Source organism: Oscillospiraceae bacterium, assembly GCA_034925865.1.
GTDB lineage: Bacteria > Bacillota > Clostridia > Oscillospirales > SIG627 > SIG704.
Genome location: JAYFRN010000016.1, coordinates 1 through 13626, shown reverse-complemented (window position 1 = coordinate 13626; position 13626 = coordinate 1). Strand labels below are relative to the sequence as shown.

The window sequence follows — 13626 nt, the reverse complement described above, 5'->3', positions numbered from 1 at the left end:
AATCAATCGCCGGGCAGCTTACTGAGAAAGCAGCCCGGCTTTAAATTTCTATATTTCCGCAAGCCGGTTAATAAATGCCGTTTTATTAACTCAGTAATTAAATAATTACCGTTGAAAGAGAGAAAAGACTCTGGTATATGGACTTTTCTCTCTTATAAAACACGACTTATTTAAATGCAGTTTTAATAATTTCCGAGTTAATAATCAGCCAATAATCCCGTTATTATTTAAAACATTAAGAAATTCATCGATATCGACTGCCGCGGCGTCTTCGTCAACCTCATATTCTTCAAGAACGGCATGCAGTATTTGATTGCGGCTTGATCCTGACAACAGCTTTTCCCATATAAACAGCGCCGTATCGTCGAGTGTGATAAGTCCGTCAAATTTCGTTTCCGCCTCTCCTACCGGGACAAGAACCGTTTCATCCATTATGCGGCGCGCAACGAATTTTTTTAGTATCTTCATAATAATATGTCGCTCCTTATTTAAAATTTGAATTCAATACCGCTTTACCTGTTAATCAGGATTAAAAAGCGTGCCTTTTCCGGAATTCAACCAAACGCGGTATTCCGTTATCATTGCATCGGTCATAACGCACATATACTCAGGCTTTCCGTCGCTCTTGCCGGTTTCGCACCGGCTCATGGCAAGACACGGATTGCACAGCCTTTTTTGGGGGCACGCGGCGCATTCCGATGATAATCTCACTCCGTCAGTATAATCACAAATTTTCTTCCAACATGGCGAGAAGCCTTCTGTTAAAGGAAAGGTCTGCGGAAAATCGAGCATTCCGCAGGAGGTCATAATGCCCTGCCATGATATCCAAAAGCTGCTGCGCCCGGCACGGCATCTCATTTTTTCACCCTCAGTAAATTGAGGTACAAACTCACAAGAATCGACCGGATTTGCGAGGGCGTCGCTTCCGGACGCAACTCTCACAAAATCTTCATTTGACAGAACCATCCTATCAGTGAAAACTTTACATTTCCCTGCTGTCACGGGATCAAGACGAGCGTTCTTTCCCACAGCTGAGGGATCTCGCCGGATTGGCGGAAACATGTATGTCGCCGCCTGAAGCGCGATACCAAAGCTTTCCGCTATCCGGTACATTTCCGGAAGCTCATAATAATTCTCCGGAGTTACACTCGAATTGAATTTACAAGGTATATTACGATCTCGCAGAAGCTTCACGGCATTCATTACCTGGTCAAAGCCATGCGGATTGCCGCATAATCTTTCATATGTATCATTGCTTGTCCCGTAAAGAGTTATATTGAGCTTTGCGGGAGGATTTTTTAAAAACCTGTCTGCTGCTTTTTCATCGATCAGGGTCGCGTTTGTGTTGACAGTGATAACGATTCCTTTTGAAGAGAAATGTTCGTATATATCCCAGAAGCCGTCATATACAAGCGGCTCTCCGCCGGTGATGAGAAGAAAGAGCATTCCGGCATCATACGCTTCATCAAGCAGCTTTTTCCAAGTTTCAGGGCCGATAAGTCCTCCGAGCAAATCGACTTCCGAGCGTGTTCTGCGTACATAGCACATACGACAGTTCATATTACATATCGGTGATAGCTCAGCCGTTCCCGCAAGAGGGAATCTTCGTTTTGTGGCTTTTCTGTATAGCGAATCCTTGACTTCGTCGCGCCCAGGTTCATTCATAGTATAATCCCTTTCAAAATACCTTGTCTTAATGATTATATCAAATTTTGGATATTATTTCAATATCAGTTGACAAATAGCAAAAAAATGTGTATGCTTTTTATTATACCGCCATTTATTAACTCGGAAATTAAATAATTAGCGAATCGTAAAATATCATTTAATGTATATTGAAACTTCTTTTACGTAATTCTGCGTTGCATTATCATACTGTTTACAATGTGACGGCGTAGAGTATGATATACACTTATAAATAACAAAGATAATACGGCAACCTCTAAAAACATTAATTTTCGCAGCATCACATTTATATAATAAATTTTACAATAATAATCCATGCTTCTCATTTTGTTGCGATTTTCAGTTATTAGAAGTTCCTATAAGATAAACATATTAAAGGAGAAAAACATGTCTCAACCATTAATACTTGACGGAAAAAAGCTTGCTGCCGAAATTGAGGAATCTTTACGCGAAAGAGTCAAAGCTCTGCACGAAAAAACAGGCAGAACGCCGGTGCTCGCGACGATCATCGTCGGCGACAATCCCGCTTCTGTTGTTTATGTCAGGATGAAAGGCAACGCCTGCCTTCGCGTCGGTATAACTCCGCTTAAAATTGAGCTTCCCGAGGACACGGATACGGATACTCTCGTAAACAAAATTAAAGAACTGAACACGGATGAAAATGTCTGCGGGATATTACTCCAGCATCCGGTACCAAAGCAAATTGACGAGGCGAAATGCTTCAACACCATCGCGCCGGAAAAAGACGCTGACGGAGTAAACGTAGCAAGCTTCGGAGCCATGACGATGATGAATCCCAGAGCCTTCAAATCCGCCACTCCTTTTTCTATTATATCAATATTGAAAAGATATAATATACAATTGGAAGGAAAAGAAGCCGTAGTGATAGGACGAAGCCCGATCCTCGGAAAGCCGGTCTCCATGTTGCTTCTCAACGAAAACGCAACGGTTACAATATGCCACAGTAAAACCGTCAACCTTGCTGAAATAGTTCGCAGAGCGGATATCGTTGTCGCAGCAGTCGGAAAACCGAAATTTGTACAGGCCGACTGGATTAAAGAAGGCGCGGTGCTTATCGATGCGGGATATAATAAAGGAAATGTCGGAGATATTGATCTTGAAAACGCGGCCGCAAAATCATCCGCATACACTCCGGTTCCCGGCGGCGTAGGCCCGGTCACCATCGCTAAGCTTATGGAGCAGACTGTGGACGCCGCGGAAAGAATATTTCTATAAACTTAGTTATTTAATTTGTGTATTCTTAACAATGCTACATGCAATGACAATAATATTCTAATTGATTGTAATTTTATGACACTATTAACAATATTTGTCTGATATTTTAAAATTATCTGCAGTTTTTTGAGTATATTTCGACTAAACTATTGACAAAATATTACGGAGCATGTATAATACAATCAACATTTCATTCAAAGGAGATATATATGAAAAAGATCATTGCACTTGCCCTTGTAGCAGTAATGATGATCGCATTTGTCGTTCCGGCAAACGCCGCATACGAAAATCCGAAATTCACAATTACAAAGGTAAAAACCGCACCCACTCTTGACGGTGTAATCAGTGAAGGCGAATGGACGCTTATCGCAACTTACCCGAAGGATTCTTCAGTATTTGCATCCGAAGGCAAAGATGTTGATACCTACAATGTTCAGATCTATGCTAACTGGGACGATGCTAACTTTTATTTTGCTGTCGTTGCCGATTGTAAACCCAAACATGAACAGATTTTCGACAATGATGCCGGAGATTATATTTTTAATAAACATCATGTAATGTTCAGTATCATCCAAGGAAATCCGACCGATGCCGCTTATATTCCGGCAGCCGGAGCTGACGCTGTATGGGATTGGGGCGATGCCGCCGCTATGAAGGACGCTCATGAAGCATCTATCGCTCTCAGAGAAAACGGCGAACAGGTATACGCAGAACACATGGGAACCGGATTCGCGGATAACGTAACTTATTTTGTTAAATCCGCAAATGGAAAAGACACCTATGAAGCAAAAATTCCGTTCTCCTATTTCGGCAATACCGATAATACAGTCGGCGGTGTTTTAGGATTTGCTTGCGAAGCTGGTCTTGGCAATGCCACTGATAACGATGACGCTCCGTATGTATATTTCACCGAAGGCATGAGCGCCGGCAAAGCATTCCAGAAATTTGCTATAATGACTCTCGGCGCAGAAGCTGCTGAAGAGACTCCTTCAGAAGAAACTCCTGTTGAAACCGGCGACGAAGGAATTGCGATCTTCGCTATTCTCGCTGCTGTTTCCGCAGCTGCAATAGTCAGCAAATCTAAGAAATCGAAATAATTCACGCGATTACAATTAAGCAGATACAAATGCGCCGCGACTAAAACGCGGCGCATTTATTTTTATACTGTTTATTAACCGGCAATGAATAGGTTCTGGTATATGGACTTTTCTCTCTGTCACAATACATTTGTCATACCAATGTTATAAAAGAAAAGCGAAATACAGATTGAATCGTTAATGAGTAACTTTCACGAAAATTTAAAAGCGGAATAACAAAATGAACACAGTATGAATCGATGTTTCCAAAGGTAAGAGCATGATAGCAATCATGCAGCTCCTCAGAGCTGTGGTAGCTTGCCTTTCGTTTTAATAAATTAAGTCATTTTCATTCATATTATATCGATTTTATATTTTTAATATTGTTGACAATTATTAACTATTGATGTATAATAATGGCAACAATATAATTATAAAGGAGGCATTTTCATGAAAAAAATTGTTGCTTTTATCCTTGTAGCTGTAATGATGGTTTCATTTGTTGTCCCGGCGAACGCTGTATACGTTAATCCGAAATTCACAATTACAATGGTAAAAACCGCACCGACTCTTGACGGTGTTATCAGCGAAGGCGAATGGACACTTATCGCAACCTATCCAAAGGATTCTGCCCTGTTCGCATCTGAAGGCAAAGATGTTGATACCTACAATATGCAAGTATACGCAAACTGGGATGATGCAAACTTCTATTTTGCCGTTGTTGCCGATTGCAAACCCAGCCATATTCAGATTTTTAATAATGACAAAGAAGATTATATCTTCAATAAACATCACGTGATGTTCAGCATTATCCAAGGGAATCCGACAGATGCCTCCTACATTCCGGCAGGCGGAATTGACGCCGTATGGGATTGGGGCGCCGCCGCTGCTCATAAGGACGCTCATGAAGCATCTATCGCTCTCAGAGAAAATGGAGAACAGGTATTTTCGGAACACATGGGAACCGGCTTTGCAGATAAATGCAAATATATTGTCAAATCCGCAAACGGCAAAGATACTTATGAAGCAAAGATCCCGTTCGAATATTTCGGCAATACCGACAATACAGTCGGCGGTATATTCGGATTCGCTCTCTCAGCTGGATTAGGCAACGCAACCGATGATCCTGACAATGCTCAGTATGTATATTTTACCGAAGGACTCAACGGAAAGTACTTCCAGAGATTTGCCATCATGACTCTCGGCGCAGAAGCCGCTGAAGAGACTCCTTCAGAAGAAACTCCTGTTGAAACCGGCGACGAAGGAATTGCGATCTTCGCTGTTCTCGCTGCCATTTCCGCGGCTGCGATAGTCAGCAAATCTAAGAAATCGAAATAATTCACTCGATTACAAATTTTAATAGATGTAAATGCGCCGCGATTAAACGCGGCGCATTTTAATTTTTAAAATTCAAATACCTGTTTTTAATAATTTAACTCTTGCGCAGAGACGCTCTGTATGATATAATGCATAAATATTGAATATATTTAACTAAAGTAGCAACTTAATATAATCCTTAAGAAAGGCATCATCATATGATAATCAATATATTGGAATCCATCCTTTTCGGAATTGTTCAGGGCATAACAGAGTGGCTTCCAATTTCAAGCACAGGGCATCTGATCATTCTGGAGCAGTTTATGAAGATGGATGTCAGCACCGGATTTACCGAAATGTACCGTGTCGTGATTCAATTTGGCTCAATTCTGGCCGTGCTTGTTTTATATTTTAAAACACTTAATCCATTTTCTGCTTCAAAAACTCGCATAGAACGTAAAAATACATATTCGCTTTGGTTCAAGGTTCTCGTCGCGTCTGTGCCGGCCGGCATAATCGGAGTTTTATTCGATGATAAAATTGACGCGGTATTTTATAATTATATAACTGTTTCAATCACTCTTATTCTATACGGAATTTTTTTCATTCTTGCCGAGCGAGGCAATAGGAATCACAATTACAGAGATAAATTTTCTAGTACTCTGAATATTGATTATAAAACTGCCGCGCTTATCGGTATTTTTCAGATGCTTGCCCTGATCCCGGGAACATCGCGTTCTGGCGCGACTATTCTCGGAGCTGTTTTGCTGGGTTGTTCACGCACTGCAGCCGCTGAATTTTCATTTTTTCTCGCCATTCCGGCAATGTTCGGCGCAAGCCTGCTGAAAATAGCAAAATTCGGCTTTGATTTTTCGACTCAGGAAGCTTTTTTGCTTATTATAGGCATGATCACCGCCTTCGCCGTTTCTCTGGCGGTTATACGTTTTCTTATCGGTTTCGTTAAAAAACACAGCTTCTCCTGCTTCGGGTGGTACCGTATCATATTGGGTGCGATCGTAATGTTATATTTCCTTTTTGTATGAGTCACCGTTAAATGATGAACGCAATATAATATATAAAAACAAGGCTTAAGTTTATTAACGTTATAAGAAAAAGTTCTTGTTTATTGATTTTCTCTCACTTCTGTGAGGCACTTCTGTGAGGCACAAAAACTATTTATTATAATTCTAATTATACGCTGCAGAAAATGAAAGACATGGTCATATAAATGAATGATTTTATAATTCAACCCGCACAGCCTGGAGATGAAAAAGAAATATTCCGGATGATCAGAGAACTCGGTGAATATGAAAATCTCTCAGATAGAATCACAGGCAACGCAGATATGCTGCGCCATGAGCTTTTCGAAAAGAAAAGCGCGGAGGTGATCTGCGCGAAACTCGGAAGCGAATATATAGGATATGCTCTGTTCTTCACCAGCTTTTCGACATTTTTATGCCGCTCCGGTATATATCTTGAAGATCTATATATTTCACCTCATTGTCGTGACAAAGGTTACGGGCGCGCGCTTTTCGAAGCTGTCCGTGAAATTGCGTCCGTAAGAGGTGCCGGCAGACTGGAGTGGTCATGTCTCGACTGGAACGAACCAAGCATAAAGTTTTATTTATCGCTGGGCGCCAAGCCGCAAAGCGATTGGACTGCATACAGAATATCATTATCATAATATAAGAGATTCAAAGGAAAAAAATCGAAATGACATATACGGTACAAAAGAAGTTTTCTCAGATTAAACCTCTAATCGGCAATACGCCGATCCTTAAATTCACTTATTCATATAAAGGAAAAATCAGAAATATATACGTAAAAGCGGAACAGTATAATCTAACGGGAAGCATTAAAGACAGAGTTGCATTCCACATTCTTAAAAATGCTTATGAAAACGGACTCATTTCACCCGGCGATATAATTGCCGAAGCGACGAGCGGCAACACAGGAATATCTTTTTCGGCTCTCGGTTCATTTTTAGGCCACAAGGTCAAGATATTCATGCCTGACTGGATGTCAAAGGAGAGAGTTAATCTCATGCGCAGCTTTGGCGCAGAGGTCATCAGCGTTTCACGCGAACAAGGCGGCTTCAAGGGCAGCATCACAATGTGCGAGGATCTTGCAAAAAGCGGCGGCGTTTTCCTTCCCAGGCAGTTTTCAAACGAGGAAAACACGCATGCTCATTTCATATACACGGGGGAAGAGATCGCCTCTCAGCTTGCTTCCATCGGGCTTATAGCCGAAAGCTTTATCGCCGGAGTCGGCACAGGCGGCACAGTCATGGGAACAGGTTTGAAGCTCAGAGAAATTAACCCTAAATGCACCATTCATCCGCTTGAGCCAATGAACTCCCCTACCCTTTCCACAGGTTTCAAAGTCGGAAGCCACCGCATACAGGGAATTTCTGACGATTTCATTCCTCCGATACTTCATATGGACAAAACCGATTCTGTCGTCTCAGTTGACGATGGAGACAGCATCGTCATGGCCCGAATGATTTCGGAATTTTTCGGCATTGGAGTGGGTATATCATCAGGCGCGAACTTTATCGGCGCTTGCATGGTTCAAAATCTTCTCGGAGACGAAAGAATTGTCGTGACTGTTTTCCCGGACGATAATAAGAAATACCTGTCTACTGATTATTCCGAGCCTCAGACCATACGCGGTGATTCTATAATTTCGGATATAAAGCTGCTTGATATGACAGCTTATAAGTAAGTCTGAATTTCAGAGAAAACTCTTATCTCTCATATAATTACTTCATACAGAATTTTAGTAAGGGGTATATTTTCAATACAATAAATAAAACACAGGAGAAATTAAATGATCGGCATAATCTGCGCGACAGATGACGAAATATTGCATCTTTTAGGCGATATGCTTGGCAGCTCAGAAACCATAATCGGCATAAGAAAGTTTTATTCCGGGTCTCTTTATGGTAAAAATGCTGTACTTGTGCGTTCAAACGTCGGGAAAACGGCAGCTGCCGTCACCGTAGCCATAATCGCTGAACACTTCCATGTTGACGGAATTATTTTTACCGGAATGGCCGGCGCGGTCGCGGATGAGCTTTCATTGGGTGATGCCGTCGTCGCCACAAGCCTTGTCCAGCATGATTTCCGATTATTCGGTGAGTATCCGGCCAAAATTCCTTATCTCGGAAAAGCATATTTCGAATGCGATGAAAGGCTGTCAGACGCCTCTTTTCTCGCCGCAGAAAAGTATTTAACTTCCGGATATAAATCCGACATACCTGAGAATATTTTACATAAATTTAAAATTGTCGCTCCCAAAGTATTCAGAGGAATAATCGCATCCGGAGACGAATTCATAAGCGATTCCGCAAAAAAAGAAGCGATACGCTCCGCTATGGCTCCGATTTGCGTTGAAATGGAAGGCGCCGCGGCAGCGCAGGCTTCATATGAGCTTTCTATCCCGATTGCCGTAATTAGAATCATAAGTGATGCCGCAGACGAAGACAGCGAATATTCATACAACAGCTTCGTTGAACAGGCTTCGTCGCTTTTTACAAGAGGTATTATCAGAGAACTTTTATCAAAGGAGCTATAGAGCTTCTTACTTTGTATGCAATTTAATAAAAGTGCTTGATTTTTACATATTATATGTGTATAATATTATTATTATTAAAATGACATTATATAAATGATTGTTTTATGGCAAGCGGTGTTTATAAATTCCTTGTTGACATTTATTAAACTGCAATGAATAATTTTGTTTTACAGTGGATTTCCTTTCTTAAAGCAGTGATTATTTAATTTCCGCGTTAATAAGATAAAACAACATTTAAAGGAGAACAAAATGAAGATCATAAATTATGGGATTATCGGCTGCGGTCTGATTGCAGATTACCACGCCAGAGCCGTGATTTCCTTGGAAGCTACGAAGCCTGTAAAGCTATATGGCGTTGTCGATGTCCGTCATGAAGCCGCTGTTTCATTTGCGGAAAAATATAATATAAAAGTATATAATTCGATAGACGAAATGCTGGCCGATGAAAATATAGACGCTGTCTCAATATGCACTCCGAGCGGATTTCACAGCGATCTCGCGGTAAAAGCCGCGACTCACGGAAAGCATATCGTTGTTGAGAAACCGATGGCCATTACACACGATCAGCTAAACGCAATTATCGATGTATGTGAGGAACACCATGTAAAGCTCTCATCAGTGGCTCAGCTCAGGTTTTCCGACACTATAAACCGTACAAAAGAAGCGGTTCAAAGCGGACGGCTTGGACGCATGGTTTGCGGCGACTGCTATATGAAATTTTACCGTTCTCCCGAATACTACGGAGGCAGCGGATGGAGAGGCACAAAAAAGCTGGATGGCGGCGGAGCTCTCATGAATCAGGGCATTCACGGTATTGATATAATGGAATACATAATGGGTCCGGTGAAAAGTGTATACGCGCTTACAAAAACACTGGCCCGCAATATAGAAGTTGAAGATACCGCTGTCGCTGTTGTAGAATATGAAAGCGGCGCAATCGGAGTTATTGAGGGCACGACCTCTGTTTATCCCGGTTACCCGAAAAAATTTGAATTTCATGGCTCAAAAGGCACCATCAAGCTTGAAGAACACGCATTTACCGAATGGAGCATTGAAGGCGAAGAAAAACCGGCCGACATCACATACGGTAGCTGCTCTGACGACACATCGGCAAGCCGCCCCGATTCAATTTCCTGTGAAGGTCACATTGCCCAGATCGGCGATCTCATCGACAGCATTGTTGAAAACAGACGACCGTTTATCGATCAGTATGAAGGCAGAAAGCCGGTCGACCTGATTCTCGCGATATATGAATCCGGAATGACCGGAAAGCCCGTGGATCTTAAGGAATTCAGAAGCAGAAGATAAATAATCAAGGGAGCGAACAGCTCCCTTTAAATTTATCATTGCTCTGGTTGCTTTGCTTTATCGTATAATTTTCAAATTATTGTTTATACTTCAATGAAAGCCTTTTTAAATATCAATAAATCATGTAGAGGAATAATTAGGATCATGAAACGTTTATCAGTGTTCTTTTCTGTTTTTATCTGCCTTTTTTTGATGGCTTCCTGTTCTGTAAACCAAAATGACGGCCATGAAACCAACATGAACAGTACTACATCAGGGGAGACATCAACAGCAGAAACCTCAGAATCAACTCTTCCAGTACCGGTCGACGACTTAGTCGAAGATTATGATGCCATCGCACAAACATATACCGGATATCCTGATTTTATCACTGTTCCAAAGCTTTCGGATCATCGCATATATGTCGATCCTAAAACGGACATATCAAGAGGCGACGGCAGCTTTAACTCTCCGTGTAAATCGCTAAATATAGCTATTTCAAAGGCAAAGCCTGGCGATACAATTTATCTTCGTGAAGGCACATACGGCGGAAGATATGATATTTCATCCGCCAACTCGGCGGACGCATGGATATGTATAAAAGCATATAAAAATGAGAAGGTCGTTTTTACCGATAATTACGGTTCATGCGACTCCTGCATTGTCTTCGCCTCCGGCGCGGCTTATTGGAAATTGGAGGGATTCGAGATACAAAAGTATGCAGGCGCCGGAGTCTGGATAAAGGACGGAGCCGGTAATATATATGTGGAAAACATGAATATCCACGATATATCAACTCCCGATCTTACGCCCTACGGCACAGAAGGGATTCTTGGCGGAGGAAACAATGTTCTCGTTCGCGGCTGTACTATTTCCGATATAGGAACGCACCGCCTTGCTCCTCATGACCACTGTATATATCTTGCTGCTCAGAACTGGGTCATCGATTCGAATATCCTGCAAAACGCTCCAGGCGGCGGCATTCATCAGTATGCCAGCGGAGCCGAGGAAGCAGTCGGGAAAAATGTTTATATATGGAACAACATAATACGCAACAATTTATATGGGATAGTTCTTTCATCCTGCTCTGATTATTATATTTCCAACAATATCATTTATAACAGCAGATCGGACGATTTTTACCTCACGGGTTATATAAAGAATTCTGTGATTCAAAACAATATTTTCTACTCTGATTTCAAAAGCGGAGACACATACCAGGGCGGTCGCTGGGACGCAATCGATATAAAGACCAAGACCGTGCAGAATTTGTTTTCGGAATGCAGCGACGGACAGCTTTTCACAAATAACAGCTTTAAAAATAATATAATTTACCGCAAATCCGGACAATACAGTATTTATTTAAACGGCGGTTGGTATAATATTGACAATATTGCAACAACTGATAAAAACAACACATATGAGAGCTTTATTAAATCAGATCCGCTCTTCGTAGACGCAGCAGGCGGTAATTTCACTCTTTCCGAAAACAGTCCCGCGCTTTCAGGAGCTTCGGAAAACGAATATACGCCGACATACGGATACGGTCATAATCAGCGTTCCGCTTCTTCATTTGGTATCAATTAAAAGGTATTTTGTATGAGTAAGAATAATTCCATAAATTTTCAAGACATCCGAAAAGTTGTAATCAAGGTCGGAACTTCGACTCTGACTCATAAAACAGGGATGATCAATATCAGAAAAATTGAAAATATAGTAAAGGTGCTTTCTGATCTTCAGAATAGCGGAAAAGAAATAATTCTGGTTTCGAGCGGAGCGGTCAGTGCCGGCTTCGCCAAGCTCGGCGAAAGCAATGAGGATCGCACGCTTGAAGAAAAGCAGGCGGCCGCCGCCGTAGGTCAATGCGAGCTTATGAACATGTATGACCGTTTGTTCAGTCTTTACGGTCATACAGTCGCCCAGATTCTCATAACAAAAGATGCCGTCGATAACGAGGAACGCAGACAAAATGTCCGTAATACGTTTCGTTCGCTTATTAACCGCCGCTGTATTCCCATTGTCAACGAAAACGACAGTGTTTCGTTTGAAGGGATCAAATTCGGCGGAAACGACACTCTTTCCGCATATGTCGCAATGCTTACAGATGCGGAGCTCCTCATTAATATGTCTGATATCGACGGGCTTTTCGACAAAAACCCGCGCGAATTTCCCGACGCTCGTTTGATCCCCGTTGTCGGAGAGGTCGACGCGGCTATTAAAAGCTGCGCCGGAGGAGCAGGTTCTTCCCGCGGAACAGGCGGCATGATAAAAAAGATTGAGGCCGCGGAAATCGTGACTTCAACCGGCATTCCTATGATCATAATCAACGGAGCATCTCCGGATATTTTGTATAAGGTGTTCGAAGGAGACTTTATCGGCACGATTTTCACCGCGCACCGCTGAGCAATAATTATGAAGCTCCGCCTCTTGACCCCAACATGGGCTTTTAAAAAAGATCTCCGAACCCTAAAACTTACATTTGAGAAAAGCAAGGAAAAGTGAAAGCAGCTCCTGAAGATTAAATGTAATTCGAATAAACAGACAGCATCCCGAACCGCATCGCGGTTCGGGATGCTGTTTTTACGCTTTGCATTGCTGACTGTGCTTATTATATAGAGTATATATGCAATCGTAATAAAGCTTGATTTCTCGTTACATAATAAATAATTATATTATAACCTCCGAATATAACAAAATAGTTGTTGACATAAGTTGCCATTGGTGATAATATGGCAATAGTAATATGAACATATTTATTATGAAGCTTTTTCCTGTATGTAAAAAATATTTAAAAGTTTTTGAAAATATTTTTCAAAAGTTGACACCTATCGGTCTGTTTTTTACGTTTATATATAGAATCAATCGCGTCTAAATTTCAAAACTATTACGTGTAATTCTCCCACAAATAATCAAAAATGGATATTCGAATTCACAAAGCCAGATTTTGATCATACTACATGGCTTTGGGGTGGAATCATCCATAGGGCAACGGTGCGGCAGCATCAAATTATATGCTGACATCCGGATATGGTTCAAGATTGAAAAACGGAGAGAGAGGTTTTCATTCAGGAATTGATATAGCAGATTCACCATATGGTAACACTCCAATTTATCCTGTGGCTGAAAGCATTATATCTGATTATGGTTTTTTTTCTTCAAGAGGTAATTACATAGTATATGAAGTAAAAAATCAACATTTAATCCAAGTACTAGCATATAAATAATAAATCTACTGATAATCTTATTATTATATTGGAAAGAGGTTAAGCAATGAAATATATAAAGCTTATATCAATACTTTTGTTTATGTGTATGGTTCTTCTTGCATGTGCAAATCCTTACGAAACCGAAGCAGGTGTTAATCCAGGAATTAATGGCATTATAAGTTATACAAATGAAACAGCAAGTAATCAATCGGCAGAACAGACAAAAACAAATGAACAGAGCA

General features: G+C 41.2%; 13 protein-coding genes. 11 read left to right on the top strand and 2 right to left on the bottom strand.

What is annotated here, in order from left to right:
* Positions 1-204: 204 nt before the first annotated feature.
* Positions 205-468, bottom strand: a complete 264-nt coding sequence (locus VB118_07275; GenBank protein MEA4832401.1) for a PqqD family protein — start codon at positions 466-468, stop codon at positions 205-207.
* Between the two features lie 51 nt (positions 469-519).
* Entirely contained in the window at positions 520-1665 is a 1146-nt protein-coding gene (locus tag VB118_07270) for a radical SAM protein (GenBank protein MEA4832400.1), read from the bottom strand.
* A 408-nt stretch (positions 1666-2073) separates the two neighbouring features.
* Between VB118_07270 and VB118_07265 the strand changes: the two genes are divergently transcribed.
* The 11 genes from VB118_07265 to VB118_07215 all read left to right on the top strand — a co-directional run bounded on the left by VB118_07265 (position 2074) and on the right by VB118_07215 (position 13402).
* On the top strand, positions 2074-2922 hold the full coding sequence (locus VB118_07265) for a tetrahydrofolate dehydrogenase/cyclohydrolase catalytic domain-containing protein (protein ID MEA4832399.1): 849 nt from the start codon (positions 2074-2076) through the stop codon (positions 2920-2922).
* A 209-nt stretch (positions 2923-3131) separates the two neighbouring features.
* On the top strand, positions 3132-4019 hold the full coding sequence (locus tag VB118_07260) for a hypothetical protein (GenBank protein ID MEA4832398.1): 888 nt from the start codon (positions 3132-3134) through the stop codon (positions 4017-4019).
* A gap of 429 nt (positions 4020-4448) precedes the next feature.
* On the top strand, positions 4449-5336 hold the full coding sequence (locus VB118_07255) for a hypothetical protein (GenBank protein ID MEA4832397.1): 888 nt from the start codon (positions 4449-4451) through the stop codon (positions 5334-5336).
* A gap of 197 nt (positions 5337-5533) precedes the next feature.
* Positions 5534-6358 carry an undecaprenyl-diphosphate phosphatase gene (locus VB118_07250; protein MEA4832396.1) on the top strand — a complete coding sequence of 275 codons (825 nt, stop codon included), beginning with the start codon at positions 5534-5536 and terminating at the stop codon, positions 6356-6358.
* 185 nt (positions 6359-6543) lie between these two features.
* Positions 6544-6999, top strand: coding sequence for a GNAT family N-acetyltransferase (locus tag VB118_07245; protein MEA4832395.1), 456 nt, complete (start codon positions 6544-6546; stop codon positions 6997-6999).
* A gap of 29 nt (positions 7000-7028) precedes the next feature.
* On the top strand, positions 7029-8039 hold the full coding sequence (locus VB118_07240; protein ID MEA4832394.1) for a cysteine synthase family protein: 1011 nt from the start codon (positions 7029-7031) through the stop codon (positions 8037-8039).
* 105 nt (positions 8040-8144) lie between these two features.
* Complete coding sequence (locus VB118_07235) at positions 8145-8891, top strand: 5'-methylthioadenosine/adenosylhomocysteine nucleosidase (GenBank protein MEA4832393.1); 747 nt, start codon at positions 8145-8147, stop codon at positions 8889-8891.
* A gap of 249 nt (positions 8892-9140) precedes the next feature.
* A complete protein-coding gene (locus VB118_07230; GenBank protein MEA4832392.1) occupies positions 9141-10199 on the top strand; it encodes a Gfo/Idh/MocA family oxidoreductase in 1059 nt (352 codons plus the stop codon).
* Between the two features lie 144 nt (positions 10200-10343).
* A complete protein-coding gene (locus VB118_07225; GenBank protein MEA4832391.1) occupies positions 10344-11765 on the top strand; it encodes a right-handed parallel beta-helix repeat-containing protein in 1422 nt (473 codons plus the stop codon).
* Between the two features lie 12 nt (positions 11766-11777).
* Positions 11778-12581: a glutamate 5-kinase gene (proB, locus tag VB118_07220; GenBank protein MEA4832390.1), complete on the top strand. Its 804-nt coding sequence runs from the start codon at positions 11778-11780 to the stop codon at positions 12579-12581.
* Between the two features lie 608 nt (positions 12582-13189).
* Positions 13190-13402 (top strand): hypothetical protein, encoded by a 213-nt coding sequence (locus tag VB118_07215; GenBank protein MEA4832389.1) that lies wholly within the window; start codon positions 13190-13192, stop codon positions 13400-13402.
* Positions 13403-13626: the final 224 nt, after the last annotated feature.